General features: G+C 65.5%; 26 protein-coding genes, 1 tRNA gene and 1 riboswitch. Of the genes, 6 read left to right on the top strand and 21 right to left on the bottom strand.

What is annotated here, in order from left to right; translation table 11 throughout:
- Positions 1 to 37: 37 nt before the first annotated feature.
- Complete coding sequence (locus EV665_RS13750) at positions 38 to 586, top strand: SixA phosphatase family protein (RefSeq protein WP_133034519.1); 549 nt, start codon at positions 38 to 40, stop codon at positions 584 to 586.
- 177 nt (positions 587 to 763) lie between these two features.
- Here EV665_RS13750 and EV665_RS13740 read toward each other — a convergent pair whose 3' ends face one another.
- Together EV665_RS13740 and EV665_RS13735 are read right to left on the bottom strand one after the other, a co-directional pair.
- Positions 764 to 1,594 (bottom strand): aldo/keto reductase, encoded by an 831-nt coding sequence (locus tag EV665_RS13740; protein ID WP_133034517.1) that lies wholly within the window; start codon positions 1,592 to 1,594, stop codon positions 764 to 766.
- A 130-nt stretch (positions 1,595 to 1,724) separates the two neighbouring features.
- Positions 1,725 to 2,270, bottom strand: a complete 546-nt coding sequence (locus EV665_RS13735) for a L,D-transpeptidase family protein (protein ID WP_133034516.1) — start codon at positions 2,268 to 2,270, stop codon at positions 1,725 to 1,727.
- A gap of 110 nt (positions 2,271 to 2,380) precedes the next feature.
- Here EV665_RS13735 and EV665_RS13730 point away from each other — a divergent pair, with 110 nt between their 5' ends.
- Positions 2,381 to 3,064, top strand: a complete 684-nt coding sequence (locus EV665_RS13730; protein ID WP_024271121.1) for a response regulator transcription factor — start codon at positions 2,381 to 2,383, stop codon at positions 3,062 to 3,064.
- 70 nt (positions 3,065 to 3,134) lie between these two features.
- Positions 3,135 to 3,590 (top strand): cyclic nucleotide-binding domain-containing protein, encoded by a 456-nt coding sequence (locus EV665_RS13725; protein ID WP_064331789.1) that lies wholly within the window; start codon positions 3,135 to 3,137, stop codon positions 3,588 to 3,590.
- Positions 3,591 to 3,742: 152 nt separating this feature from the next.
- Here EV665_RS13725 and EV665_RS13720 read toward each other — a convergent pair whose 3' ends face one another.
- The 6 genes from EV665_RS13720 to tesB form a co-directional block, all read right to left on the bottom strand.
- A complete protein-coding gene (locus EV665_RS13720; RefSeq protein WP_133034515.1) occupies positions 3,743 to 4,549 on the bottom strand; it encodes an exodeoxyribonuclease III in 807 nt (268 codons plus the stop codon).
- 94 nt (positions 4,550 to 4,643) lie between these two features.
- The gene (locus EV665_RS13715; protein ID WP_084438343.1) at positions 4,644 to 5,300 is read right to left on the bottom strand and encodes an outer membrane lipoprotein carrier protein LolA; all 657 of its coding nucleotides are present in this window, start codon (positions 5,298 to 5,300) and stop codon (positions 4,644 to 4,646) included.
- 112 nt (positions 5,301 to 5,412) lie between these two features.
- The gene (locus EV665_RS13710) at positions 5,413 to 8,076 is read right to left on the bottom strand and encodes a DNA translocase FtsK (RefSeq protein ID WP_133034514.1); all 2,664 of its coding nucleotides are present in this window, start codon (positions 8,074 to 8,076) and stop codon (positions 5,413 to 5,415) included.
- A 239-nt stretch (positions 8,077 to 8,315) separates the two neighbouring features.
- Entirely contained in the window at positions 8,316 to 9,677 is a 1,362-nt protein-coding gene (locus EV665_RS13705; protein WP_133034513.1) for an ammonium transporter, read from the bottom strand.
- Positions 9,678 to 9,705: 28 nt separating this feature from the next.
- Positions 9,706 to 10,056: a P-II family nitrogen regulator gene (locus EV665_RS13700; RefSeq protein WP_064331794.1), complete on the bottom strand. Its 351-nt coding sequence runs from the start codon at positions 10,054 to 10,056 to the stop codon at positions 9,706 to 9,708.
- A gap of 219 nt (positions 10,057 to 10,275) precedes the next feature.
- Positions 10,276 to 11,163: an acyl-CoA thioesterase II gene (tesB, locus tag EV665_RS13695; RefSeq protein WP_133034511.1), complete on the bottom strand. Its 888-nt coding sequence runs from the start codon at positions 11,161 to 11,163 to the stop codon at positions 10,276 to 10,278.
- A 99-nt stretch (positions 11,164 to 11,262) separates the two neighbouring features.
- On the opposite strand from tesB, the gene EV665_RS13690 reads away from it, so the two are divergent.
- Positions 11,263 to 12,483, top strand: coding sequence for a ubiquinone biosynthesis hydroxylase (locus tag EV665_RS13690; protein ID WP_133034603.1), 1,221 nt, complete (start codon positions 11,263 to 11,265; stop codon positions 12,481 to 12,483).
- 20 nt (positions 12,484 to 12,503) lie between these two features.
- On the opposite strand, the gene EV665_RS13685 is transcribed toward EV665_RS13690, so the two are convergent.
- The 4 genes from EV665_RS13685 to EV665_RS13670 all read right to left on the bottom strand — a co-directional run bounded on the left by EV665_RS13685 (position 12,504) and on the right by EV665_RS13670 (position 15,039).
- Positions 12,504 to 12,692, bottom strand: coding sequence for a Trm112 family protein (locus EV665_RS13685; protein WP_064331796.1), 189 nt, complete (start codon positions 12,690 to 12,692; stop codon positions 12,504 to 12,506).
- Between the two features lie 9 nt (positions 12,693 to 12,701).
- Positions 12,702 to 13,382, bottom strand: a complete 681-nt coding sequence (locus tag EV665_RS13680) for an LON peptidase substrate-binding domain-containing protein (RefSeq protein ID WP_133034510.1) — start codon at positions 13,380 to 13,382, stop codon at positions 12,702 to 12,704.
- A 127-nt stretch (positions 13,383 to 13,509) separates the two neighbouring features.
- The gene (gene trxA, locus EV665_RS13675) at positions 13,510 to 14,472 is read right to left on the bottom strand and encodes a thioredoxin (protein WP_133034509.1); all 963 of its coding nucleotides are present in this window, start codon (positions 14,470 to 14,472) and stop codon (positions 13,510 to 13,512) included.
- A 57-nt stretch (positions 14,473 to 14,529) separates the two neighbouring features.
- Positions 14,530 to 15,039: a prolyl-tRNA synthetase associated domain-containing protein gene (locus tag EV665_RS13670; protein ID WP_024271118.1), complete on the bottom strand. Its 510-nt coding sequence runs from the start codon at positions 15,037 to 15,039 to the stop codon at positions 14,530 to 14,532.
- A 220-nt stretch (positions 15,040 to 15,259) separates the two neighbouring features.
- On the opposite strand from EV665_RS13670, the gene EV665_RS13665 reads away from it, so the two are divergent.
- Positions 15,260 to 15,334 (top strand) — tRNA-Gly (locus EV665_RS13665).
- Between the two features lie 68 nt (positions 15,335 to 15,402).
- Here the strand turns inward: EV665_RS13665 and EV665_RS33270 are convergent.
- The gene (locus EV665_RS33270) at positions 15,403 to 15,912 is read right to left on the bottom strand and encodes a helix-turn-helix domain-containing protein (protein ID WP_380686059.1); all 510 of its coding nucleotides are present in this window, start codon (positions 15,910 to 15,912) and stop codon (positions 15,403 to 15,405) included.
- Between the two features lie 68 nt (positions 15,913 to 15,980).
- A complete protein-coding gene (locus EV665_RS33265) occupies positions 15,981 to 16,466 on the bottom strand; it encodes a hypothetical protein (RefSeq protein WP_380686062.1) in 486 nt (161 codons plus the stop codon).
- Positions 16,467 to 16,552: 86 nt separating this feature from the next.
- Here EV665_RS33265 and EV665_RS13655 point away from each other — a divergent pair, with 86 nt between their 5' ends.
- A complete protein-coding gene (locus EV665_RS13655; protein ID WP_133034508.1) occupies positions 16,553 to 17,620 on the top strand; it encodes an alpha/beta hydrolase family protein in 1,068 nt (355 codons plus the stop codon).
- A gap of 67 nt (positions 17,621 to 17,687) precedes the next feature.
- On the opposite strand, the gene EV665_RS13650 is transcribed toward EV665_RS13655, so the two are convergent.
- From EV665_RS13650 to EV665_RS13620, 7 genes are all read right to left on the bottom strand, one after another.
- Positions 17,688 to 19,595, bottom strand: coding sequence for a methyl-accepting chemotaxis protein (locus tag EV665_RS13650; protein WP_133034507.1), 1,908 nt, complete (start codon positions 19,593 to 19,595; stop codon positions 17,688 to 17,690).
- A gap of 141 nt (positions 19,596 to 19,736) precedes the next feature.
- Complete coding sequence (locus EV665_RS13645; RefSeq protein WP_133034506.1) at positions 19,737 to 20,753, bottom strand: aldose epimerase family protein; 1,017 nt, start codon at positions 20,751 to 20,753, stop codon at positions 19,737 to 19,739.
- Between the two features lie 97 nt (positions 20,754 to 20,850).
- The gene (locus EV665_RS13640) at positions 20,851 to 21,303 is read right to left on the bottom strand and encodes a GNAT family N-acetyltransferase (RefSeq protein WP_133034505.1); all 453 of its coding nucleotides are present in this window, start codon (positions 21,301 to 21,303) and stop codon (positions 20,851 to 20,853) included.
- A 3-nt stretch (positions 21,304 to 21,306) separates the two neighbouring features.
- Entirely contained in the window at positions 21,307 to 22,230 is a 924-nt protein-coding gene (gene metA / locus EV665_RS13635; protein ID WP_064331803.1) for a homoserine O-acetyltransferase MetA, read from the bottom strand.
- Between the two features lie 59 nt (positions 22,231 to 22,289).
- Positions 22,290 to 22,367: riboswitch (SAM riboswitch) on the bottom strand.
- Positions 22,368 to 22,467: 100 nt separating this feature from the next.
- Positions 22,468 to 22,716: a hypothetical protein gene (locus tag EV665_RS13630; protein ID WP_064331804.1), complete on the bottom strand. Its 249-nt coding sequence runs from the start codon at positions 22,714 to 22,716 to the stop codon at positions 22,468 to 22,470.
- Between the two features lie 130 nt (positions 22,717 to 22,846).
- Positions 22,847 to 24,673 (bottom strand): ABC-F family ATP-binding cassette domain-containing protein, encoded by a 1,827-nt coding sequence (locus EV665_RS13625; RefSeq protein WP_133034504.1) that lies wholly within the window; start codon positions 24,671 to 24,673, stop codon positions 22,847 to 22,849.
- A 3-nt stretch (positions 24,674 to 24,676) separates the two neighbouring features.
- On the bottom strand, positions 24,677 to 25,336 hold the full coding sequence (locus EV665_RS13620) for a thiamine diphosphokinase (RefSeq protein ID WP_133034602.1): 660 nt from the start codon (positions 25,334 to 25,336) through the stop codon (positions 24,677 to 24,679).
- Positions 25,337 to 25,398 lie beyond the last annotated feature (62 nt).

Below are 25,398 nucleotides of genomic sequence, written 5' to 3'. Positions count from 1 at the left end.
CACGGCTTCATCGCCATCGTGATCGAAGGCCGGGAGCATGCTCCCGGCCTTCTCGTTTGAAGGAGAGATCCCCGTGAAACGCCTTCTCCTCCTCCGCCATGCCAAGTCCGCCTGGCCCGAGGGCGTCGAAGACCACGCCCGCCCCCTCGCCGACCGCGGCCGCCGTGATGCCCCACGCATGGGCGCCTATATTGCATCGGAAGGCCTCGACCCGGATTTCGCGCTGGTCTCCTCCGCCCGGCGCACGCAGGAAACCTGGGCCCTCGTCTCGCCGGCCCTCGCAAAGCCTTGCCCGTCCCGCACGGTGGCGTCGATCTACGAGGCCGAACCGGCGGCCATCCTCGCGGCGATCCGGCAGGCACCGGCGGAGAGCGAGACGCTGCTCGTCATCGGCCACAATCCGGGTTTCGAGGATCTGGCGGCCTTGCTCGCGCCACAGGGCGAGGCAACGGCGCTGGCGCGGCTACGGATAAAATTCCCGACGGCGGGGCTCGCCGTCATCGCTTTCGACATCGAGACATGGACGGACATTGCGCCGGGAGCAGGCCGGCTCGAAAGCTTCGTGACGCCGAGGACGCTGCCATAGACGAAACGGGCGGCCAAGCCGCCCCAATGCAGCCATCAGCGCGTATCAGCGACGCTCGGTACCCCACCCTCCACGTCATCCTCGGGCTTGACCAGAGCATCCACGCGGCACCCGCGGTGGTGGATGCTCGGGTCAAGCCCGAGCATGACGGAGGAGAGGTTTTGCGGTTTGGCTGGCTTAGAACGTCGCCGTCATCGGATCGGGGCCGATGCGCTTGCCGGCCTTTTCGAGGCTCGCGAACGTCGCCATGTCCTCGTCGTCGAGCTTGAAGTCGAACACCTTGAAATTCTCCGCGATGCGCGACGGCGTCACGGACTTCGGGATCACCACCAGCCCGTTGTCGATGTGCCAGCGGGTGATGACCTGTGCCGGCGTGCGGCCGTGTTTTGCCGCGACCCTGGCGACGACCGGGTTTTCCAGGAGCGTGCCCTGACCGAGCGGGCTCCAGGACTGGGTGACGATCCGGTGCTTGTCGTGATAGGCGCGGGCCTCCTTCTGGGGGAAGTCCGGGTGCAGCTCGATCTGGTTGATGACCGGGGTGATGCCGGTCTCGTCGATCAGGCGCTGCAGGTGCTCCGGATAGAAGTTGGATACGCCGATCGAGCGGGCGCGGCCTTCCTTCTGGAGCTGGATGAAAGCCTTCCAGCTATCGACATACTGGTCGCGCTTCGGTGCCGGCCAGTGGATGAGGTAGAGATCGACATAGTCGGTGCCGAGCCGCTTCAGGCTGGCGTCGAAGGCCTTCAGCGTCGCATCATAGCCCTGATCGGAATTCCAGAGCTTTGTGGTGAGAAAGATCTCCGAACGGGCAATGCCGGAGGCGTGGATGCCCTCGCCGACCCCAGCCTCGTTCTCATAGATCGCGGCCGTGTCGACATGGCGATAGCCGGCGTCGAGCGCGGCCTTGACCGCGGTCACGGCCGTGTCGTTCGGGGTCTGCCAGACGCCGAGGCCGACCTGGGGAATGCTGTTGCCGTCGTGAAACAGGATTGTCGGTTGATCGCTCATCAGAATCTCTCCGTGAAAAAATGGCGTGCTTGAACCCGGGCGGGTTTCCCGTGGCGCCTTGAAGCCCGGCGACGGTCGAGGCTGATATAGGTTCCGCATCGCCGCATGTCAGCCTCCCTCGGTAAAATCCTCACAGCACCCGCACGACCGTGCCGCGCCGCAGATGCGGCAGGATGCGCAGCATGTCGCGCCGTGCAAGGGCGATGCAGCCGGCCGTCGGCTCATAGCCGGGGCGGATGAGATGGAAGAAGATCGCCGAGCCGGCATGGCGGCGGCGCGTGGTCACGTTCCAGTCGAGCACCAGGCAGATGTCGTAGAGCGCGTCCTTGCGCTGCATCTCCTCATGGCTCGGCTTGAAGGGCGCACGGACGAGACGGTTGTAGGACGGATGCTGCGGCGCGTCGCACCACAGCATGGCGGGTCGGATGCGCCGGAGCGGCAGGGCGCTTTGCGGCTGGGCCAGCCGGTCGCCGCGCAGGAAGCCGGAGAGAAGCGGCATGGCGGCGATCGGCGTCGCGCCGTCGCCCTCGCGCTTGCGGCTGGTTCGCCCGGAGCGGCCGATGGCGGCGGGCAGGCGCAGGGGGCCGACCTGGACGATGGCGCGGGTCTTCCTGCCCGGTGCCGGACGCACCAGGATGGTCTTCACGCAATGTTCAGCAGATGTGATCCGGCTCATGTTGCTCCGCCATATTCGCGCCTTGTGGTAACCTGACTGGCTAAGCCATGGGCGGGCTTGCCAAAAGTCCCAATTCCCTTACTTTCCAGAGGAATGCCGAGAGGTAAAGCATGACATCCCGCACAATCCTTCTTGTCGATGACGACAACGACCTGCGCGAGACGCTCGTCGAGCAGCTTTCGCTCTACGAGGAGTTCTCGACGCTCGAGGAAACCACCGCCGGCAAGGGCATCCAGACCGCCCGCGCCAATCAGATCGACCTCCTGATCATGGATGTCGGCCTGCCGGACATGGACGGTCGCGAAGCCGTGAAGCTGCTGCGCAAGGGCGGCTTCAAGGCGCCGATCATCATGCTGACCGGACACGACACCGATTCGGACACGATCCTGGGCCTGGAGGCCGGCGCGAACGACTACGTGACGAAGCCCTTCCGCTTCGCCGTGCTGCTCGCGCGCATCCGCGCCCAGCTTCGCCAGCACGAGAGCAGCGAGGACGCCACATTCACCGTCGGCCCCTATACGTTCAAGCCCGGCCAGAAGCTGCTGACGCTGGAAAACGGCCAGAAGATCCGCCTGACGGAGAAGGAGGCGGCGATCATCCGCTATCTCTACCGCGCCGACCAGAAGGTGGTGACGCGCGACGTGCTGCTGGAGGAGGTCTGGGGCTACAATTCCGGCGTCACGACCCACACGCTGGAGACCCATGTCTATCGTCTGCGCCAGAAGATCGAGCGGGACCCTTCCAATGCGGAGATTCTCGTGACAGAGAACGGCGGTTACAAGATCGTACCTTAGCTTTTCACGCAACTCCGGACGGAAAAACGCTTCACACTTTTCCTGGACGTGCTTTTGAGGAACGCCCGCCGTGGGTCTCAGCGACGACATCGCCCTTCTTTCCCGCGTGCCGCTCTTCGCCGGCCTTGCCGACGACAAGCTGCGGCTGATGGCCTTCGGCGCCGAGCGGCGGCGGCTGGTGGAGGGACAGACGCTGTTTCGCGAGGGCACCTCGGCCGATTGCGGCTTCGTCGTCGCCTACGGGGCGTTCCGGCTCACCTCGACGCTCCGGGACGGAACGACGCGCGACGAAGGCACGGCCGGCGCCGGCACACTGCTTTCCGAGCTCGCGATGATTTCCGCCGTGGAGCGCAAATATACGGCCGTGGCGACGGAAGACAGCGAGGTCATCCGTATCAACCGCCCGCTCTTCCGCCGCATGCTGGAGGAATATCCCGACGTCGCCGTGCTCGTGGACGCGCGCATCCGCGAGAACCTTTCGGCGATGATCAGCCAGATGCGCGGGCTCGCCGGGCGGTTTGCCTGAGGCAGACCCCTCATCCGGCCTGCCGGCCACCTTCTCCCCGTAAACGGGGCGAAGGAGATATGCCGCGCACTTTTCCCCAACCAGCAGCCGTTCGCGGGGCACGTCCCCTCTCCCCGCCTGCGGGGAGAGGGTTAGGGTGAGGGGCAAATCCCTTAAAAATCGAACTCCGCAATCACCGGCACATGGTCGGACGGCCGTTCCCAGCCCCGCGCCTCGCGGATCACCGCGATGTTGCTGAGATGCGGCTCGAGGTCGGCGGAGGACCAGATATGATCGAGACGGCGTCCCTTGTTGGCGGCGACCCAGTCGGCCGAGCGGTAGCTCCACCATGTATAGAGCTTTTCATGGGCCGGCACCTTGCGGCGCATGAGGTCGACCCAGGCGCCCTTGGTCATGACGTCGATGAGGCCTTCCGTCTCGATCGGCGTGTGGCTGACGATCTTGAGGAGCTGCTTGTGCGACCAGACGTCGTGCTCCAGCGGGGCGATGTTGAGGTCGCCGACGAGGATCGAGGAAATGCCGGCTTCGGCCTCGGCGTGCAGCAGCTTCATCTCCTCGATGAAATCGAGCTTGTGGCCGAATTTCGGATTGATCGTGCGGTCCGGCTCGTCGCCGCCGGCGGGCACATAGAAATTGTGCAGGCGGATCAATTTGTTCCGATGGTGGAAGAGCACCGAGACATGGCGCGCATCGCCGACGCCGCAATAGTCGCGCCGCTCGACGAGTTCGGTCAGCGGCAGGCGGGAGACGGTGGCGACACCGTGATAGCCCTTCTGGCCGTGCATGACGATATGCTCGTAGCCCAGCGCCTTCAGCGGCTTGGACGGAAAGAGATCGTTCGGACACTTGGTTTCCTGCAGGCACAGGATGTCCGGCGAGAAGGTCTTCAGGAAATGCTCGACGAGCGGCATGCGCAGCCGCACGGAGTTGATGTTCCAGGTCGCAATCGAAAGTGCCATGCCATCGCCCTCAAAAACACCCGGCCCGTTTTCACGGGCCGGTCGGGGCGTCTTAGCGCATGAAGGGCGAACCGGAAAAGGCTTCAGGCCCGAATTAACCGCCCTTGTTGCGCACTTCGTCGTAAGGAATGGAGAAGACCTTGTCGTCGAGCTTCACGCCGGTCTTGACGTTGAAGATCATCACGGAGGTGTCCTTGCCCTGCGCGTCGGTGATCGTCCACTGGCGCAGGTCGTAGGTCTTGGGATCGAACATCATGGTGATGGTCGAATCGCCGAACATGTTCCTGTCGCCGAGCACGATCGTCGTCAGGTCCGATTCTTCCTTGACGCTACGCACCATCTTGGCGGAAAGGTCGATCCTCTCGCCAAGCAGCAGGTTGAGCGGCGTCTTGGAAAGCGGATAGAGATCCCAGGTCTTCAGCTTGCGATTGCCGATGACGACGGCCTTGCCGTCGGCGATGACGCGCATCGGCGAGGGCTCCTCGTAGTTGAAGCGGATCTTGCCGGGACGGTAGATGTAGAACTTGCCGCCGGTCTGCTCGCCGCGCGGGCCGAACTGCACGAACTCGCCCATCATCGTCTTCACCGAGGCGAAGTGATCGGCGATCTTCTGGGCCGCACCGCTCGCCTGCGCCGAAGCCTCGACGGGCGAGAGCGCCGAAAGGCCGGCGGCCAGCGTGAAGGCCATCAGGCAGGTGAAGCCACGGCGGGTCAGCGTTCCGGTCGCGTGGCCGTTTTCCGATCTGATCATGTCGGTCTCCTTCATGCGTTCTTCATGCGGGCCAAACGCGGCGCCATAATGGCATGCGGCCCTGACGCGAGACTTGCCGGTCGAAACGCCGCAAAAGGCGCTCCGTTCCCGGTCAGCGTCCCGAAATTTCATCCTCCGTCGGCACGAGGATCTCGCGCTTGCCGGCGTGGTTGGCCGGACCGATCAGCCCTTCCTTCTCCATGCGCTCGATCAGCGAGGCGGCGCGGTTGTAGCCGATGCCGAGGCGGCGCTGGATATAGGAGGTCGACGCCTTGCCGTCGCGCAGCACGACAGCCACCGCCTGGTCGTAGGGATCGTCCGAATCGTCGAGATTGGCGGTTCCGGCCGGACCATGGCCACCCTCGCTGTCATCGTCGTCGTCCTCGGTGATCGCGTCAAGATACTGCGGCGCGCCTTGCGTCTTCAGATGCGCGACGACGGCTTCCACCTCGCCATCCGAGACGAAGGGGCCGTGCACGCGCTGGATGCGCCCGCCGCCGGCCATGTAGAGCATGTCGCCCATGCCGAGCAGCTGTTCGGCGCCCTGTTCGCCGAGGATGGTGCGGCTGTCGATCTTCGAGGTCACCTGGAAGGAGATGCGCGTCGGGAAATTCGCCTTGATCGTGCCGGTGATGACGTCGACCGAGGGGCGCTGCGTCGCCATGATGACGTGGATGCCGGCGGCACGCGCCATCTGGGCAAGCCGCTGCACGGCGCCTTCGATGTCCTTGCCGGCGACCATCATCAGGTCGGCCATCTCGTCGATGATGACGACGATATAGGGCATCGGCTGGAGGTCGAACTCCTCCGTCTCGTACATCGCCTCGCCCGTCTGGCGGTCGAAGCCGGTCTGCACGGTGCGGCTGATCTGCTCGCCCTTGGCCAGCGCCTGCTCGACGCGGCTGTTGAAGCCGTCGATGTTGCGCACGCCGATCTTCGACATCTTCTTGTAGCGCTCCTCCATCTCGCGCACCGTCCACTTGAGGGCGACGACGGCCTTCTTCGGATCGGTGACGACGGGGGAGAGCAGATGCGGGATGCCGTCATAGACGGAGAGTTCCAGCATCTTCGGATCGATCATGATCAGGCGGCACTGTTCCGGCTTCAGCCGGTAGAGCAGCGACAGGATCATGGTGTTGATGGCGACGGACTTGCCCGAGCCGGTGGTGCCGGCGACGAGCAGGTGCGGCATCTTGGCGATGTCGGAAATGACCGGCTCGCCGCCGATCGTCTTGCCGAGCGCCATGGCGAGCTTGGCCTTCGAAGTCTCGAAGTCGCGGCTGGCGATGAGCTCGCGCAGGTAGACCGTCTCGCGGCTCTGGTTCGGCAGTTCGATGCCGATGGCGTTGCGACCCGGCACGACGGCGACGCGGGCGGCGATCGCGCTCATCGAGCGGGCGATGTCGTCGGCAAGACCGATGACGCGGGAGGACTTGATGCCGGGTGCCGGTTCCAGCTCGTAGAGCGTGACGACCGGGCCGGGACGGACATGGATGATCTCGCCCTTGACGCCGAAATCCTCCAGCACGCCTTCCAGCATGCGGGCGTTCTGCTCCAGCGCGTCGGCCGAAAGGGTCATGTCGCGCACCTGGCCCTTCGGCTCGGCGAGCAGGTGGATCGGCGGCAGCGCGAAACCATCCGGGCCGACGAAAGAGGTCTGCGCCTCGCGCTCGATGCGCTGGCCGGGCTTCGGCCGGGCGGCAGCGGGAACGACGCGGGCGGTCGTCGCCGGCATGGGCGGGCGGGCCGGCGCGCGGCGCGGCGCCCAGTCGGCGGCGATGTCGTCCATGTCGTCGTCGGGGAGGAGGCCGCTCGGGCGGGCGATCGGCTCGTCCATGTCGAAGGGCAGGTCGTCGTCATCGTCGGCCATCGGCGGGGCGGTGACGACGCGGCGGCCATCGAGGGAGGGCTCGACGCGATCGGCGGAGCGGGATGGCGTGCGGGCGCGGGCCGGCTCGTTCAGCGTGCCGAACTCGTCCTCGTTGAAATCATAGGGCTGCTCGATGCCGCGCGCCTTGCGGCGGCGGTTGGCGAGGCCGAAGATGCGGCGGAACCGCGCCTGGCCGGTATACCAGGCATGGGTCATGGCGCCGGCAAGGACGGTGAGCGGGCCTTCCCGCTCGTCGTCCTCTTCCTCGGCGATGGTGCGGGCGCGGCTCGGCGTCGGGACGGGCGCGAAATCCTCCTCGTCGTCGATCGCCACCGAGCCGATCAGGCCCGCGGCGAAGACCATCAGCCAGGCGGCGGGAATGGCGATGATGCCGCCGAGGATGCTGGCGAAGAGGCCGGTCGGATAGGCACCGGTGAAGAGCGCGGGAAAGCGCAGGATCATGTCGCCGAAGACGCCGCCGAGGCCGGTCGGCAGCGGCCAGGTGACGGGCCCGGGCACGCAGGCGAGCGCCGCGGAGGCGAGGATCGCCCCCCCGAGCCAGGCGCCGGCGCGCTGCGGCACCCGGTTGAAGCGCCGGCCGCTGATCAGCGCCAGGCCCCAGGCGACGACCGGCAACAGCGCGATGACGCTGGCAAGGCCGAAGAACTGCATGAAGATATCGGCGAAGACGGCGCCGGAATAACCGAGGATGTTGGCCGGCTCGCCGCCAGAAGCATAGGAGAGGCTGGGGTCGGAGACATTCCAGGTGGAGAGCGCGGCAATGGCGAAGGCAAGGCCGAGGAAGACGCAGATCCCGAGGAGGATCTGCACCTGCCGCCAGACGAATGCCGACAGAACGAAGCGGTCGTGACGGTTGTCCAGTCCTGCCGAAATGCTTCTGCTCATGGTTAAAGCCTATGGTCCACGCAAGAAATCGCACCTTTTCCGCCGAATCGCGGACTGTGCCTGACTATGAACCCTACGAAGGAAGCCTTAATGGCATGTTAACCATGCAGCCTCGCGACATGGTTTCTCTCCGGTAAACGAAAAGGGCCCGGACACAGGTCCGGGCCAAGGGCGGCATAGATGTCCTATGACCGCGACGGGATGTTTGGCGGCGGCCGCTGGGAGCCGCCGCAGGCATCTTAGGAGTGGTATGCCGCTTCGCCGTGGGAGGAGAGATCGAGGCCTTCGCGCTCGGATTCGACGGTGACGCGCAGGCCGACGATCATGTCGACGATCTTGTAGAGGATCGCCGAGCCGATGCCGCACCACAGGATGGTGACGATGACCGACTTGATCTGGATCCAGACCTGGCCGCCCATGCCGATGCCTTCGGCATAGCCGACGCCACCGAGCGAGGTGGCCGCGAAGATGCCCGAGCCGATGGCGCCGACAATGCCGCCGACGCCATGGACGCCGAAGACGTCCGCGGTGTCGTCATAGCCGAACTTGTTCTTGACGACGGAGACGAAGAAGTAGCAGAGCGCCGAGGCGATCGCACCGAGGAAGATGGCACCGATCGGACCGACGGCGCCGGCGGCCGGCGTGACGGCGACGAGACCGGCGATGACGCCCGATGCCGCACCCAGCATGGAAGCCTTGCCGCGGGCGAAGGATTCGATCACGCACCAGGCAACGACCGCGCCGGCCGTGGCGGTGAAGGTGTTGATCATCGCAAGACCGGCGACGCCGTTAGCGGCGGCTGCCGAGCCGGCGTTGAAGCCGTACCAGCCGACCCACAGCATGGAGGCGCCGACCATGGTCAGCGTCATGGAGTGCGGCGCCATCATGTCCTTGCCGAAGCCGGTGCGCTTGCCGACCATGATCGCGCCGACGAGGCCCGCAACGCCGGCATTGATGTGAACAACGGTGCCGCCGGCAAAGTCGATCGCACCCCAGTCCCACATCAGCGCGCCGTCACCCGACCAGACCATGTGGGCCATCGGGAAGTAGACGAAGGTGACCCACAGGATGCAGAACAGCACGACGGCGGAGAACTTGATGCGCTCGGCAAACGCGCCGACGATCAGCGCCGGCGTGATGCAGGCGAAGGTCATCTGGAAGGCGATGAAGACATATTCCGGGATCGAGCCGGAGACGCTGTCGGGCGTCACGCCGGCCAGGAACAGCTTCTCGAAGCCGCCGACGAAGGTGTTGAGGCCGCCGCCATTGGAGAAGGCGAGGCTGTAGCCGTAGACCACCCAGACGATCATGATCGCGGCCGAGACGACCAGGCACTGCATGAGGACGGACAGCATGTTCTTGCTGCGCACGAGGCCGCCGTAGAAGAGGGCGAGGCCCGGCAGGATCATGAAGAGGACGAGAACGGTCGAGGTCAGCATCCAGGCGGTATCGCCGGAGTTGATCGCGGCCTCGGCTGCGGCCGGCGCGGCTTCGGTTGCCGTTTCCGTTGCTTCCTGCGCAAGGGCCATCACCGGCGCCAGCAGGCCTGCCGCGACGACACCGACGCGGGCGAATGTGTTGAGGATCGAATTAGACGACATTAAGAATGCTCCCTGATCTGCCGTTTGCTTAGAGCGCTTCGGAATCGGTTTCGCCGGTGCGGATGCGCACGGCATGGTCGATCGAGTAGACAAAGATCTTGCCGTCGCCGATCTGGCCGGTCTTGGCGGCAGACGCGATCGCCTCGACGGCCTTGTCGACGACATCGCCAGGCACGGCGATCTCGATCTTCAGTTTCGGCAGGAAGCTGACGGCATATTCGGTGCCGCGGTAGATTTCCGTATGCCCCTTCTGGCGCCCGTACCCCTTCACCTCGGTCACGGTCAGGCCCTGGATGCCGACAGCGGTGAGGGCTTCGCGCACCTCATCGAGTTTGAACGGCTTGATAATGGCCATCACAATTTTCATCTGGTTTCCCATCCTTCGTGCTTGTCCCCAGCCGGGGGCCATCTCTCCTCATCGTTGGCGACGTCACGTCGACCACGACTGGGAACTACACATTCAAGGGGCGTGCCAGATTCGAACGGATCGGCTAAGCTTTTGAAATCAAATCGATAAAAATGGAAGCCATGCTGCGGCGCAAAAAATCGCCACCGCACATGATTAAAAATCAGGCATTAATAGGATATTGAGCAAAAACTAGTCAGTTGCCTTTTTCCGAATCAGCCCTTCCTGGGCGACGGAGGCAATCAGGGTGCCGCTGCGGGTGAAAATCGCGCCACGGGTCATGCCGCGCCCGCCGGAAGCCGAGGGGCTGTCCTGGCTGTAGAGCAGCCAGTCGTCGAGAACCGGCGGACGATGGAACCACATGGCATGGTCGAGGCTGGCGACCTGCAGCGTGCGGTCGAGCACCGAGGTGCCATGCGCGAAGAGCGAGGTATCGAGCAGCGTCATGTCCGAGAGATAGGCGAGCACGGCCGCCTGCAGGTGGCGCTCGGCCGGCACCGGACCTGTGGTGCGCACCCAGATGTTCTGCCGCGGCTCCAGCTTGTCTCCCGAAAAATAGTGCGCCAGCGAAACCGGCCGCAGCTCGATCGGCCGCGGCCGCTGCCAGTAGGCGCGGATATGCTCCGGCGCCTCGGTCATGAACCGTTCCTTCAGCTCCGCCTCGCCGAGCAGGTCTTCCGGCTGCGGCACGTCCGGCATCGGCACCTGATGCTCGAAACCATCCTCCTCGTCCTGGAAGGAGGCGGTCATGAAGTAGATCGGCTTGTCGTGCTGGATGGCGACGACGCGGCGCGTGGCGAAGGAGCCGCCGTCCCGGATGTTCTCGACATCGTAGATGATCGGCACGGAGGGATCGCCCGGCCGGACGAAATAGGCGTGCAGCGAATGCACGAAACGCCCCGCCTTCTCCACCGTCCGTGTCGCCGCGACCAGCGCCTGGCCGATCACCTGCCCGCCGAACACCCGCTGCCAGCCGACCTGCGGGCTCTTGCCGCGGAACAGCCGGCTTTCCAGCCGCTCCAGGTCCAGCGTCTCCAAAAGGACATCCATGGCGGGGTTCTTCGCAGGCTGACGCGACATTTGGACGTGACTCCGACGGTAGGAATACGGTTCCTCCTCCTCTATATAGAGGGGCAGAAGACCTCAAGCGGCCAGGAGTGCACCATGCCCGAAGCAATCATGCTCGACGTTCTTGTCGCCGGCGGTGGTTATGTCGGCCTGTCGCTGGCCGTTGCCATCAAGAAGGCCGCCCCGCATCTCGCCGTCACCGTGGTCGACGGCGCGCCGGAACATGCCTGGCAGAAGGACGAGCGCGCCTTCGCGATCGTGGCGGCCGCGCGCAACCTGCTCGACGTCATCGGCGTCTGGAACGAGATCGCGCCCGAGGCGGAGCCGATCCGCCGCATGATGATCACCGATTCGCGCACAGCCGATCCCGTGCGTCCCGTCTTCCTCACCTTCGAGGGCGCCGGCTCCGGTGACGACGGCCAGCCCTTCGCCCATATGGTGCCCAACCGCGCCGTGACGAGCAGCCTGCTGCGCCAGGCCGAGACGCTGGGCATCCCCGTGCGCTGGGCGACCTCGGCGGAGGGTTTTGCGACCGGCCAGCACGCCACGACGGTCCGCCTGTCCGACGGAACCGAATGCCGGACCCGCCTCCTCGTCGCCTGCGACGGCGTGCGCTCGAAACTGCGCGACATGGCCGGCATCAAGACCGTTCACTTCGACTACGGCCAGTCCGGCATCGTCACCACGGTGGAACACGAACGCCCCCACGAAGGCACGGCGGAGGAGCATTTCCTGCCCGCCGGCCCCTTCGCCACGCTGCCGCTCACCGGCAACCGCTCCTCGCTCGTCTGGACAGAGCGCACGGAGGATGCCCGCCGCCTCGTCGAGAGCGATGACCTCGTCTTCGAGGAGGAGCTGGAGCGCCGCTTCGGCCACAAGCTGGGCGCACTGAAGGTCGTCGGCGGCCGGCGCGCCTTCCCGCTCGGCCTGACGCTCGCCCGCGCCTTCGTCGCGCCGCGCTTCGCGCTCGCGGGGGACGCCGCACACGGCATCCACCCGATTTCCGGCCAGGGCCTCAATCTCGGCTTCAAGGACGTGGCGGCGCTCGCCGAAACCATCGTCGAGGCCGACCGCCTCGGCCTCGATATCGGCGCGATCTCGGTGCTGGAGCGCTACGAGCGCTGGCGCCGCTTCGACACGGTGCGCATGGGCATCACCACGGATGTGCTGAACCGCCTGTTCTCCAACGATGCGACGCCGCTGCGCGTGCTGCGCGATGTCGGCCTCGGCGTCGTCGATCGCCTGCCGGGGCTGAAATCCTTCTTCATCCGCCAGGCGGAAGGCACCGCCGGCAGCGGACATCCGCGCATGCTGGCCGGACAGCGAATCTGATCCGATGACCAGCCCGCAGTCTAATCCTTGATTTCCCGCGCCTCGGAAATCAGCATGATCGGGATGCCGTCGCGGATCGGATAGGCGAGCCTGGCCTTTTCCGACACGAGTTCGCCCGCAGCCGCGTCATAGGTCAGCCGCCCCTTTGTCAGCGGGCACACGAGAAGTTCAAGCAGCTTGGGATCGACGCGGCTGGTGCTGGAGTTCATCACGCCCGCCTATTGCAGCATCGTGTCGACGTCGCCATAACCGCGCGCCAGCACGATCTCGGTGATGGCGATCAGCGTTTCCGCCCGCGTCTTGAGATCCGGCGCCTCCAGCAGCGCCTGCTTTTCCGCCGGACCATAGGGCGACATCATCGCCATGGAATTGACGAGCGTCGCGTTGCTGGCACGCTCCACGCTCTCCCAGTCGGCCTCCAGCTTGTTGGCGTCGAGATAGGCCTTGAAGGCGGCGAGCAGCGCCTCGCGGTCGACGCTCTGCTCGTCGTCGCGCGCCGAAAGGTCGGTGATGAAGGGCGCGATGCGGAAACTGCGGTAGGACTTGTCACCGCATATCTCCTCCAGCAGGCGATAGCGGCAGACGCCGGTGAGCGAGATGATGTAGCGCCCGTCGCCGGTCTCGGCAAAGGAGGTGATGCGGCCGATGCAGCCGACCTGGCAGAGGGCGGGCGTATCCGTCACGGCGTCATCCACGCGGTCGGCGCCGAAGACGGGCTGCACCATGCCGATCAGCCGGTGCGTGGCGAGCGCGTCGTCGAACATGGAAAGGTAACGCGGTTCGAAGATGTTGAGCGGCAATTGCCCGCCGGGCAGGAGGAGGGCACCGGTCAACGGAAAGACGGGGATGGCCTCGGGCAGGTCCTCCGGCTTCAGATAACGCGCATTTCCCACATGCATGACAGTGCCTTCCCATTGCGCCCGGCGCGCGATCCGTCTCCCGCCCCGCGCCAGCGCGCCTCCCCTCGAATGTGGGGTCGGCGCGGCATTTCTCAAGGGATGCCCCGCCGTTCTCCCGGAAAAAGCCTCAGGAAAACAGGATCGACGACAGCTTGCGCCGTGCGGCGATCGTCGCCGGATCCTTCGGACCCCAGACGTCGAAGAACTGCAGAAGCTCGCGGCGCGCGCCGTCGTCATCGAAGGCGCGGTCGCGCTTCATGATGAAGAGCAGGTGATCGGCTGCCGCCTGGCGGTCGCCCTCGACATTGCGGATCTTGGCGAGCTTCAGCCGCGCCGCATGATCGTCCGGATCAAGCGCCAGCGCCTGTTCGAGCGCCGCGGGATCGCCGAGCTTGCGGGCCTCCTCGATCTGGCCGAGCTTCTTCAGCACCGCCGCGACGGCCGGGTCGGCCGCAACGGCCTCGGGCAGGTTGCCGAGGATCTGGCGGGCATTTTCCGGCTGGCCGGCGGCGATCATGCATTCGGCAATGCCGGCAAGGGCCTGCGGATTTTCCGGATCGGCCTGCAAGAGCGCGCCGTAGAGGTCGGCCGCGCCGGCAAGGTCGCCCGCATCGAACAGTGTCTTCGCTTCGGCAAGCAGCGCCTCGATCTCGGCCTTCTCATCCGCGCCGGCAGGACCTGCGACCTTGTCGATGAAGTCGCGGATCTGGCTTTCCGGCACCGCGCCCATGAAGCCGTCGACCGGCCGCCCGCCGACGAAGGCGACGACCGCGGGGATGGACTGGATGCCGAGCTGGCCGGGAATGGAGGGATGGTCGTCGATGTTGAGCTTGACGAGCTTCACGCGGCCCGCACTCTCCCGCACGACCTTCTCGATGATCGGCTGGAGCTGCTTGCACGGGCCGCACCAGGGCGCCCAGAAATCGACGAGAACGGGCTGCTGGCGCGAGGCCTCCAGCACGTCGCGCGAAAAATTCGCCGTCGTCGTGTCCTTGATGAGATCATCCGCCGGTGCCGCGCCGCCAAAGCTCGCCGAGACGTTCATCTGGCCGCCATAAGACGATGCGTAGGGGTTGTCGCCTGCACTCATGGGTCTCTCCTGTGGCGCCAAGCGCCTCGATGTCGTGTCTGTGCCCCAGATCGTATGTCAGGCCGTGACTTTCAAGACAAGCGGCTCGTGGCCGGTCGCCTCGATGAAGCGCAGGAGATCCTTCGAACCGATCGAGGTCGTCGCATCGTTCCTGAGCGGATGGCCGTTGATCGTGTCGAAGGCCATCAGGTCCGCATCGATGATGATCTTCACCTTGCCCGCCGTGTCGTTGATCACCCCGAAGGCGGTGACGGCGCCGGGAATGACCCCGAGATACTCCATCAGCTTCTCCGGCTTGCCGAAGGAGACGCGACTCGCGGCACCGATGACCGAATGCACGGTCTTCAGGTCCACCGTCGCATGCTCCTCGACGGTCATCAGGAAATAATTGTCCTTCTTGTCCTTCACGAAGAGGTTTTTCGTGTGGCCGCCGGGAATTTCGTCGCGCAGCGCCACCGATTCGGCGACGGTGAAGACCGGCGCATGCTCCTTCGTGCTGTGGGCGATGCCCAGATCATCGAGAAACTGGAAGAGATCCCTGTCGGTCTTCGGCTGCGCTTCGGTCATTTTCCTGCTTGTCCCGGCTCAATTGACGTCCATCCGCTGATAGGACGTCGGCCACACGAGCGCAACCGCCTGAGAATCCGGGACTTTGAAAGTCTCTGCATTTTTTTCTTCAAAATCTGACATTTCCCTGTTGCATTTGAAAAAACCTTGGGCCATATACCGCCCGTCGCCGCAACGCAGCGACCTTCGGCCACCGACTACCCCAGGCCGTCGACGATGAGCGGGTGTAGCTCAGGGGTAGAGCACAACCTTGCCAAGGTTGGGGTCGGGCGTTCGAATCGCCTCACCCGCTCCATTCTTCCAAGACGTCGCAAGCCTCGGTTCGCCGGGGCTTTTGTGTTTTCTGCGACAGGGATTGCGCACTCATGACGGGGGCGGGCGGTTTTCGGCGCGCCAGGTTGCGGGGCTCATGGCGGTGACCCGGCGGAATTCGCGGTTGAAGTTCGACTTGGTCTGGAAGCCGGATTCGAGCATGGCCGATGTCACCGGCATGTCGGTGTCGCGCAGCAGCCGGCAGGCCTCCGCGATGCGGAAATCGTTAATATATTGCGAGACGTTCCTGCCGGTGAGGCGGTTGATCGCGCCGGAAATCTGCCGGGCCGGCACGCCTGCCCGCCGGGCGAGGCGCGCAAGCGTGAGGTTTTCGTCGCGGAAGAGTTTCTGGTCGGCAAGGAGCCGGTCGACCCGCTCCAGCACGTCGCGATCCCGTTCCGACGTCGAATCATCCCGATCGCCCTCCTCCGGTGGAACGGGCATGGCGCGGGCGCGGGCAGCGACCGTCGCGGTGAGGCCGGCCAGGAAGAGGCTGAGCAGGTTGGCGTTGCTGACGATCATCGGCACGTTCTCGCCGCGGCTCCACTCGAAATCCAGCACGATGGCAATGTCGAGGGACGCCGAGAGGCAGAGCGAGCCGGCGGCGATGAGCAGCGCCTTGTGTGCCCCTACGGCGCCATCGAGCCGGGCCTCGTCCAGCCCATCGGGGCCGGCATTGGCGAGCCGCAGGAGGATGCGGCATAGCCGACGAAGATGACGACGAGCGCGCCGTCGATGAGATCGGGCGCCAGCACGAGGAGGGCGAGGATCACCACCGGCGGCGCGGCGTTCAGCCAGGGAAGATCCGCCCGATCACGATGCATGAGGCTCTGGAAGCTCGCCAGCACCAGCGGCGGCAGGCCGCCCGCCAGCACGGGCAGGACATAGCGCACCGCCGTCACGTCATAGCCCCAGCGCAGGCCGACGGCGATCGATTGCAGGATGCACAGCCCGATCAAGGCGAGGAACGGCCGGTTGCCACCTTCCTGCTGGCGCAGGAGCGCGACGAAACGCAGGAGCAGCAGGAGGGCGACGACGAAAGGCAGGGGAACGAAGAGCACGGGCAGCACGGATCGGTTGGCGTTGGCGGGCATCATGATCCCGATCGCGATCAAGGGCGACCTCAAACACGATCGAGGACGCGACGAAGGGCAGGTCGCGGCGAGGATCTGCCGGTCAAGTCCTATCGAACGAGGTTCCGATGTCCATCCTTTCCCTGTTTTCCGCCTTCCTCCTTGCCAGCGCCGCCGCCACGCCCGCCCATGCCGCCGAGGTCGGCGTCCGCACGACAACCGTCTTTGCGCCGGAGCGCGGGCGCGATATCGACGTCACGGTCTGGTATCCGGCCAAGGCCGGCGGCGCGCCGCGCCTCATCGGCGACAACCAGCTGTTCAAGGGCGCGCCGGCGCATGGCGATGCACCCGTCGCCGAAGGGCGTTTTCCGCTCGTGCTGCTCTCGCATGGCTCGGGCAGCCGGGTGGAGGGCATGAGCTGGCTTGCGACGGCGCTGGCCGAGGCCGGCTTCGTCGTCGCCGGGCCGAACCATCCCGGCACGACGAGCGGCGATTCGACGCCGGCCGCAACGCCGAGACTCTGGGAGCGCACCGCCGACCTCTCCGCCCTGATCGATGCCTTTTCGCAGGACACCGCCTGGCAGGCGACGATCGACCCGGCGCGCATCGGCGTCGTCGGCTTCTCGCTCGGCGGCGCTGCGGCGATGGAAATTGCCGGCGCACGGGCCGATCTCGAGGCCTATGCCCGCTATTGCGACGGCTACGGCAAGTGGGATTGCGCCTGGTTCGCCGGCGGCCGGGGATATGTCGGCGACAAGCCGGTGGCGGTGGAGAAGGTCGACCTGCGCATGCTCGACAAGGCCCGCTTCGAGCAATCGAACCGGGATGCGCGGGTACGTGCGGTGGTCTCGGTGGACCCGGGGCTGGCCCAGGCCTATGTCGCGGACAGCCTGAAGGCGATCGACATCCCGCTCACCTTCATCAATCTCGGCACTGCGGACGCGATCCCCGAAGCGGTGATCGCGGACGGACTGGCGGCGCTGGTGCCGCAGGCCTCCTATGCGGCGATCGCGGACGCCGTGCATTTCAGCTTCCTGCCGGAATGCAAGGAGGGCGGCGCCGACCTGCTGAAATCCGTGGGCGAGGTGGATCCGATCTGCGACGACCCCGGCGGCCGCACCCGGGCAGACATCCATGCCGAGCTGAAACGGCGGATCATCGATGCCCTCCGGAGCAGCCTGAAGGGCTCGTTCTGATCAAAAGAAGAAGGGCCAGCGGCCGGTTCCGGTCGCTGGCCCTTCGGCATGTGGTGCGGAATGCGGCTTACGCCGCCCGGCGCTGGTAGGCGGCGTTGCCGCGCTCCTCGCCGATATGGAACTGCGAGAGCGCGGCCTGGAGCTGGGCGGCCTCGCTGGCGAGCACCTGGCTGGCGGCGGTCGTCTCCTCCACCATGGCGGCGTTCTGCTGGGTCATCTGGTCCATCTGGTTGACGGCCGTGTTGATCTCGCCGAGCGCCGCGGACTGCTCCTGCGCCGCGCGGGTGATCGAGACGACATGGTCGTTGACACGGTTGACGAGGTCCTTGATCTCCGAAAGCACGTCGCCGGTCGACAGCACCAGCGCCACCCCGCCCTTCACCTCGCCCGCCGAGGCGTTGATCAGTGCCTTGATCTCCTTGGCGGCATTGGCCGAGCGCTGGGCGAGCTCGCGCACCTCCTGGGCGACGACCGCAAAGCCGCGGCCGGCCTCGCCCGCGCGGGCGGCCTCGACGCCGGCATTCAGCGCCAGGAGGTTCGTCTGGAAGGCGATCTCGTCGATGACGGAGATGATCTGGTTGATCTTCTGCGAGGACTGCTCGATGCGGCCCATGGCGTCGATGGCGTTCTGGACGATATCGCCGGATTTCTCGGCGCTGTCCTTCGCCTCGCGCACGATCTCGGAGGCCTCCAGCGCGCGGCTCGTCGAGGTCTTCACCGTGGTGGTGATTTCCTCGAGCGCGGCGGCGGTTTCCTCCAGCGAGGCGGCCTGCTGCTCCGTGCGGTGGGCGAGCTGGTCGGCGGCGGCGGAAAGCTCACGCGAATTGCCGGTGATGGTGCCGGCGGTCGAAAGGATGCCGGTCATCGTGCTGCGCAGCGTCAGCATCGCGCCGTTGACGTTTTCCTGGAGCTCGGCGAAATCGCCCTGGAAATGACCGGCCATTTCCTGCGTCAGGTCGGCATGGGAGAGCGAGGCGATCACGCGGCGCACTTCGCTGACGCCCCGGTCGACATTCTCGACCAGCGCGTTGACGCCGGTGGCGAAGCGGCGGAGGTCCTCGTCCTCGTAGGCCTTGGTGATGCGGCGGGAGAAATCCCCGGCGGCGGCGGCAGCCACGATCGAGCTGATGTTCGCCTGCAGGTCCTTGCTCTGCGCCTGGAGGGCCGCTTCCTGCGCCTCCATCTCGCGCATCTGCATCTCGTTGGCGCGGAAGACGTCGAGCGTGCGCGCCATGGCGCCGATCTCGTCCTTGCGCTCGGTGCAGGGAATGGCATCGTCGAGCTTGCCGGCGGCGAGGTTGGACATCACGCCGGTCAGAAGCTGGATCGGACGAACGATGCCGGTGCGCGCAAGCAGCGTGCTGAGCAGCATGCCCGCGACGATACAGATGAAGGCGGTTGCCAGCAGCACGGCCTGCGTCGTCGTCGAGCGCGAGAGGGCTTCGGCGCGCGATTGCGAGAGCGTTTCGGCCGAATAGGTCGTATAGAGCTTGAGCGCGGCGGTGACCGCCTTCTGGCCTTCCAGCGCCTTGTCGAGCGCGGCGAGCATGGCGGCGCGATCCTGGCCCTGCGGCGAGCCGGCGACGGTGACCATGGCCCGGATGTCCTCGAAATAGGGTGCCAGCGATGCGCGCACGCCATCGAGCAGCTTGTTCTCCTCGGCATCGGCCGTCGAGGCGATCTTCGGCAGGCGATCCAGCATTTCCTTGGCGCGCGTTTCCGTCTCCGCGGCAAAGTCGGCCGCCTTTTCCGGTGCAAGCGCCAGTTGATAGGTCATGCGGCTGATGGCGATGACGTCGATGCGCAGGTCCATGGCCTCCCGCGCCACTTCTTCACGCGCACCGGTATCCTGCAGCGCCGAACCGAGCGAGCGCAAACCGCCACCGCCGACGACGGCGATCGTACCGGCCGCAAGACCCATCATGAGCATGAGAAGGCCGACCTTGCGGGAAATGGAGAGATCCGAGATTTTCATGGACAACGCCCCTGAGGGCGAGCGCCGCCATCCTGGCACGTTCAATCCCACACAACCTGGCAGCATCCCAGGTCCATGGGGTTGGTTTTTCCGGCACAAAGGTTTCGATTTTGTTGCCGTCCGGCACCGCAATGCGGGATTTCACCCCTTGCGGAAGACGTAATCCGTTTCCTGCCGCAAAACTTCGCCGGGCCGGAGAACGGCATTCGGAAAATGGCCGTGGTTGACGGCGTCCGGCCAGACCTGCGTTTCGAGGCAGAAACCGGCAAAAGCCCCATAACGGCGGCCTTCCAGCCCCGGAACGGCCGGGGCGACCTTGGCGCCGGTATAGAGCTGCACGCCGGGCTCGGTGGTCGCCACCTCCAGCGAGACGCCGGACTGCGGGCTACGGACCTCGGCCACCGGCCGTTTCGCTTGCCGCCGCGGCGAGAGGCAGAAATTGTGGTCGAAGGCGATCCCGCCCGCCTCCGTCTGCCGGCGCAGCGGCGTCCATTGCCGCAGATCGAAGGGCGTGCCGGCGACGGGGCGGATCTCGCCGGTCGGAATCAGTCTTTCATCGACGGGCAGGTAATGTTCCGCCGCGACACGAATCTCGTGGCCGAGCGCGTCGGGGCTGCCATCGAGGCTGAAATAGCTGTGCTGGCAAAGGTTGACGGGAGTCGGCGCATCCGTCGTGGCCTCATAGACGACGGAGAGCACGCCCTCGCCGGAAAGCCTGTAGGTGCAGGTGATGGCACAATTGCCGGGATAGCCGGCGCGGCCAGCGGGGTCGATCAGCGACAGGGTGACGACGTCGGTGTCTTGTGCGGCGATGCGCCAGTTCTGCCGACCGATGCCGTCTCTGCCGCCATGCAGATGGGTGACCCCACCCTCGTTGCATTCGAGCTGGAAATCCGCGCCGTCGATCGAGAAACGCCCGTCCTTGATGCGGTTGGCGCAGCGCCCGGGCGTCGCGCCGAAATAGGGCGAGTGATGGAGATAGCCGGCAAGGTCCTCGAAGCCGAGCACCAGCGGCGCATCGTGCCCGTCAAGCCGCAGGTCCTGGATGACCGCCCCCCAGGTGAGGACATGCGCCGTCAGCCCGCCGCCGGCAAGGCGGATCCGCTCGACCGTTTCGCCATTCTCCAGGCGCCCGAAGATTTCATTTCCGCTGCCCACGCTCGCCTCTCCTCCGCTGGTCGCCGGTCCGGCGCGGCAACCTGCTGCAATTCCCCTTCATCCGCAACAGAAAAGTCATACTTTTCGACGACCCTGTTCAGAAGGATTTCTGGTAGATGATGAAGGGCGTCTTGTCGGCGATGCGGTCATAGAGCTGGCGCGCCGTCGTGTTGAACGCCTGCGTCATCCAGTAAACCTCGGGCGAGCCCGCCTCTTTTGCCTTGGCATAGACGCCTTCGATCAACGCCCGGCCGATGCCGGAGCCGCGCACGTCGGGATCAGCAAAGAGATCCTGCAGGTAGCAGACATTGCCGATCGTCCAGCAGGAGCGATGGAAGAGGTAGTGCGCAAGGCCGACGGGCTTGCCGTCGAGCGTGGCGAAGAGGCCCCGATACTCGCCCTCCGATGCCTCGCCCGTCAGCCGGGCGAAGGTGGTGACATAGATCTCTTCCGGCAGCACCGTCTCGTAGAAGGCGAGATAGGCGGTCCACAGGCGTCGCCATTCGCCTTCATCATCTTCATGCAGCGGGCGAATGACGACACGGCTCATGGGTCAGGCTCCGGTTCCGATCTTTTCCAGATCGTAGGGTGTGGTCTGGTAGATCTCGTTGATCCAGTTGCCGAAGAGCAAATGCGCATGGCCGCGCCAGCGGTTCTGCGGCGGCAGTGACGGATCGTTGTGCGGGAAATAGTTCTTCGGCAGCTTGATCGGCACGCCGGCCGAGACATCGCGGAAATATTCGTCGGCGAGCGAGGTGGAATCATATTCCACATGGTTGAAGATATAGAGGCGGTTTCCGGCCTGCTCCCGCACGAGGCAGACGCCGGTCTCGTCGGAATCGAGCAGGATGTCGAGTTCCGGCACCGCCCGGATGTCCTCGATGCGGATTTCCGTCCAGCGCGAGACCGGCACCTCGAAATTGTCGGAGAAACCGTTGAGATAGACCGACGAAGGCTTGCGGTTGTGATGGCGGTAGACGCCGAAGGCCTTTTCCTCCAGCGTGTGCTTCGGCACGCCGTGGAAATGATAGATCGCCGCCATCGCGCCCCAGCAGACATTCAGCGTCGAATGGACGTTGGTCGTGGTCCAGTCGAGAATCTGCTTCATCTCGTCCCAATAGGTGACGTCCTCGTAGTCGAGCGTCTCGACAGGCGCGCCGGTGATGATGAAACCGTCGAACTTGCGGTGCCGCACCTCCTCCCACGTATCGTAGAAGGCGAGCAGGTGCTCTTCCGACGTATTCTTCGCCCGGTGTCCGCCGACGCGCACCAGCGACAGCTCGACCTGCAGCGGGGAGGCGCCGACGAGGCGCGCCATCTGCACTTCCGTCTTGATCTTGTTCGGCATGAGGTTGAGCAGCCCGATCTGCAAGGGGCGGATATCCTGCCGGATCGCCACCGTCTCGGTCATCACCCGCACGCCCTCGTTGACGAGGGTTTCGAAGGCGGGAAGCGTATCGGGAATCTTGATGGGCATGTCTCACTCGATCGAAAAACAAAACCGGCCGCAACAGTGTCGCAACCGGTCCACGGAAGGTTTTTCCTCGCGCGGCCCTTTAGCGACTTGTTTAACGTGGCTGCAAGCCGGCCGGCCAAATCACCACGAGCCGTTTAAATAGCGCTAGTCAGGCGATGAATCAATCCATGGCCGGAAACGGGCAAGGCCCGGATGCGACGGGCATCCGGGCCTTGCTTCTACAAAAAAGGCGGCAGCTCAGTAGTAGCTGTAGTAACGCTTCTTGTAATAGACCTTGCCGCCCCAACCGCCGCCCCAGCGATGGCCGTAGTAGCCGTCATGGTGGCGCTTGACGCGGTAGTGCTTCTTGTAGCCGTGATGGCCGTGGCCGTAGCTCTTCCAGCCGTAGCTCTTGTGGCCGTAACCGTAATAGCCGGCCTGCGACGGGGCGGCGAAGGAAACAGCGGCGACGACGGCGACGACGGCGGAAATGACGAACTTGCGCATGGGACTCTCCTGATCTCTTCCGGGTTACAGGATGAGCTCCTCTCATCCAGTGATCAGACTGTCCCATATTGCCGGACACGGCGCTGTTCCGGATGGAACACGGCGCCGGTGACCCTGATTTCGAGGTCCCCTACCCTTCCAACTCCTCGCGCAGCATTTCCAGTTCCAGCCATTCCTCCTCCATCGCCGTCAGGGATTGGCGCAGCTTTTCCATCTCCGCGGCCAGCCTGTTGAAGGTGGCGGGATCCTTGGTGAAGAGGGCGGGATCGGCCATCTTCGCCTCGCGGGCGGCGATCTCCTTTTCCGCCTTCTCCATTTCCTTCGGCAGGTTCTCCAGGGCGAATTTCTGCTTGTAGGAGAGCTTCGCCTTGCCCCTGTTCTCCGCCGAGGCCACGGCGGATGTCTCGGCCGCCTTCGCCTTCTCGGCCTTTTCCGCCTTGCGCTTCTCCTCGATCGCGCCGCGGCGCTGCGCCATCATGTCGGAATAGCCGCCGGCATATTCGATCCAGCGACCGTCGGGGCTTTCCGGGTCGGCGGGCGCGATGGTCGAGGTGACGGTGCGGTCGAGGAAGTCGCGGTCGTGGCTGACGAGCAGCACGGTGCCGGCAAAGCCCGCGACGATCTCCTGCAGGAGGTCAAGCGTCTCGATGTCGAGGTCGTTGGTCGGCTCGTCGAGGATGAGGAGGTTTGTCGGCCGCGACAGGATGCGCGCCAGCATCAGCCGGGCGCGCTCGCCACCCGAGAGGTTGCGGATCGGCGTGCGGGCCTGCTCGGGCTGGAACAGGAACTCCTTCATGTAGCCGGTGACGTGCCGCTGTTCGCCGTTGACGAGCAGCGTCTCGCCGCGCCCGTCCGTGAGGTAATGGGCGAGCGTGTCGTCGAGGTTGAGGTCCTCGCGGCGCTGGTCGAGCGTGGCGATCTCCAGGTTCGTGCCGAGCTTGACGATGCCGCTGTCGGGCGCCAGTTGCCCGGTCAGCATCTTGAGCAGCGTCGTCTTTCCGGCGCCGTTCGGGCCGACGAGGCCGATGCAATCGCCGCGATGCACGCGGATCGAGAAGGGCGCGACGATGGTGCGCTCGCCATAGGCCTTGGTGATCTTCTCCGCCTCGATCACCAGCTTGCCGGATTCCTGCGCATCGGAGGCGCTGGCCTGCACGCTGCCCTGCGGCCCCTTGTGGCCGCGATAGCGGGCGCGAAGGTCGTGCAGCGCGCCGAGGCGGCGCATGTTGCGCTTGCGCCTTGCGGTGACGCCGTAGCGCAGCCAGTGCTCCTCGCGCTCGATCGCCTTGCCGAGCTTGTGCTGCTCCAGCTCCTCGGCCTCCAGCACCTCGTCGCGCCAGGCCTCAAAATGGCCGAAGCCGCGGTTGAGCCGCCGCGACTGGCCGCGATCCAGCCAGACGGTGGCGTTAGACACCTTTTCGAGGAAGCGGCGGTCGTGCGAGATGACGACGAGGGCCGAGCGGGTGGACTGCAGCTCGCCTTCCAGCCATTCGATGGTCGGAAGATCGAGATGGTTGGTCGGCTCGTCGAGGAGAAGGATGTCCGGCTCCGGCGCCATCACCCGGGCCAGCGCCGCCCGGCGCGCCTCGCCGCCCGACAGCGATTTCGGATCCTCGCTGCCGGTGAGCCCGAGATGTTCGAGCAGATAGGTGACGCGATAGGGATCGTCGCTCGGCCCGAGGCCCGCCTCCGCATAGGACGCGACCGTGTCGTAGCCGTCGAAATCCGGGGCCTGGTGCAGGTAGCGGATGGTCGCGGAAGGATGGCGGAACACCTCGCCGGACTGCGCCTCGGCAAGGCCAGCGGCGATCTTCATCAGCGTCGACTTGCCCGAGCCGTTGCGGCCGACGAGTGAGATGCGGTCGCCCGGCTCCACCTGCAGGCTGGCGCCGGCCAGCAGCGGCGTGCCACCGAAGCTGAGGAAGATGTCGTCGAGTTTGAGAATGGGCGGTGCCAAGGGTCAGGCTCCTGAAAGATCGTAGGGCCGGGCGATGAGGATGGCGCGGCCGGCGGCGAGCGAAAGGCGGATGGGGCCTTCCGCCACGTTGGAGATGGTGCGCGAGGAGCCGAAGGGCAGCGAAAAGTCCTTCAGCGGATAGCGCGCATTGTCGATGGTGAGGCCCGAAAGGGGCGCAAGGCCGAGAATGGAGAAGAGGCTGCCTTTCGGCAGGTCGATGTCGCGACGGCCCGGCAGCAGGGGCCAGGCCTCCTCCTCCCCGGAGGTGAGCTTCACAGCGAACCCCATCTCCTCCAGCGAGACGGCATGGAGGAGATGCATCAGCGCATGGTCGCTGCGCTCGCCGCCGAGCGCGCCGGCGAGCAGGATGGCGCGTGCCCCGCGCTCGGCCGCGACCGAGACGGCAAGCGCCCCGTCGGTCTCGTTCTTGGCAGCGGGATAGAGCTGTCGCTCGACCTGCGGCCAGGCGGCGACAAGCTCGGGCGGGGTCGAATCGAAATCGCCCACCCAGAGTTCCGGCACGGCACCGAGGCTTTCCGCATGCCGCATGCCGCCATCCGCGGCGACGACGCGCGCGCCGGCCATGTCCGCGCGAAGACGCGGCGTCACGATGAGCGCGCCCCCGAGAAGGACGACGAATTTCGGGTCTGTCGATACCGGCATGGTCATGGCTGATGCCCTTAGCGCATGTTCTTCAGAAAGGGAAAGATTTTGCGGCCGAAGGG

Source organism: Shinella granuli (assembly GCF_004341885.1).
In the GTDB taxonomy this organism is placed as follows: Bacteria; Pseudomonadota; Alphaproteobacteria; order Rhizobiales; family Rhizobiaceae; genus Shinella; species Shinella granuli.
Note: the sequence above shows the minus strand (reverse complement) of the source record. Positions and strands in the feature narration are given on the sequence as shown.

Coding starts and splice junctions, on each gene's coding strand:
- EV665_RS13750 (WP_133034519.1), top strand. CDS start 38: ATGCTCCCGGCCTTCTCGTTTGAAGGAGAGATCCCCGTGAAACGCCTT.
- EV665_RS13740 (WP_133034517.1), bottom strand. CDS start 1,594: ATGAGCGATCAACCGACAATCCTGTTTCACGACGGCAACAGCATTCCC.
- EV665_RS13735 (WP_133034516.1), bottom strand. CDS start 2,270: ATGAGCCGGATCACATCTGCTGAACATTGCGTGAAGACCATCCTGGTG.
- EV665_RS13730 (WP_024271121.1), top strand. CDS start 2,381: ATGACATCCCGCACAATCCTTCTTGTCGATGACGACAACGACCTGCGC.
- EV665_RS13720 (WP_133034515.1), bottom strand. CDS start 4,549: ATGGCACTTTCGATTGCGACCTGGAACATCAACTCCGTGCGGCTGCGC.
- EV665_RS13715 (WP_084438343.1), bottom strand. CDS start 5,300: ATGATCAGATCGGAAAACGGCCACGCGACCGGAACGCTGACCCGCCGT.
- EV665_RS13710 (WP_133034514.1), bottom strand. CDS start 8,076: ATGAGCAGAAGCATTTCGGCAGGACTGGACAACCGTCACGACCGCTTC.
- EV665_RS13705 (WP_133034513.1), bottom strand. CDS start 9,677: ATGTCGTCTAATTCGATCCTCAACACATTCGCCCGCGTCGGTGTCGTC.
- EV665_RS13700 (WP_064331794.1), bottom strand. CDS start 10,056: ATGGGAAACCAGATGAAAATTGTGATGGCCATTATCAAGCCGTTCAAA.
- tesB (WP_133034511.1), bottom strand. CDS start 11,163: ATGTCGCGTCAGCCTGCGAAGAACCCCGCCATGGATGTCCTTTTGGAG.
- EV665_RS13690 (WP_133034603.1), top strand. CDS start 11,263: ATGCTCGACGTTCTTGTCGCCGGCGGTGGTTATGTCGGCCTGTCGCTG.
- EV665_RS13685 (WP_064331796.1), bottom strand. CDS start 12,692: ATGAACTCCAGCACCAGCCGCGTCGATCCCAAGCTGCTTGAACTTCTC.
- EV665_RS13680 (WP_133034510.1), bottom strand. CDS start 13,382: ATGCATGTGGGAAATGCGCGTTATCTGAAGCCGGAGGACCTGCCCGAG.
- trxA (WP_133034509.1), bottom strand. CDS start 14,472: ATGAGTGCAGGCGACAACCCCTACGCATCGTCTTATGGCGGCCAGATG.
- EV665_RS13670 (WP_024271118.1), bottom strand. CDS start 15,039: ATGACCGAAGCGCAGCCGAAGACCGACAGGGATCTCTTCCAGTTTCTC.
- EV665_RS13655 (WP_133034508.1), top strand. CDS start 16,553: ATGTCCATCCTTTCCCTGTTTTCCGCCTTCCTCCTTGCCAGCGCCGCC.
- EV665_RS13650 (WP_133034507.1), bottom strand. CDS start 19,595: ATGAAAATCTCGGATCTCTCCATTTCCCGCAAGGTCGGCCTTCTCATG.
- EV665_RS13640 (WP_133034505.1), bottom strand. CDS start 21,303: ATGAGCCGTGTCGTCATTCGCCCGCTGCATGAAGATGATGAAGGCGAA.
- metA (WP_064331803.1), bottom strand. CDS start 22,230: ATGCCCATCAAGATTCCCGATACGCTTCCCGCCTTCGAAACCCTCGTC.
- EV665_RS13630 (WP_064331804.1), bottom strand. CDS start 22,716: ATGCGCAAGTTCGTCATTTCCGCCGTCGTCGCCGTCGTCGCCGCTGTT.
- EV665_RS13620 (WP_133034602.1), bottom strand. CDS start 25,336: ATGCCGGTATCGACAGACCCGAAATTCGTCGTCCTTCTCGGGGGCGCG.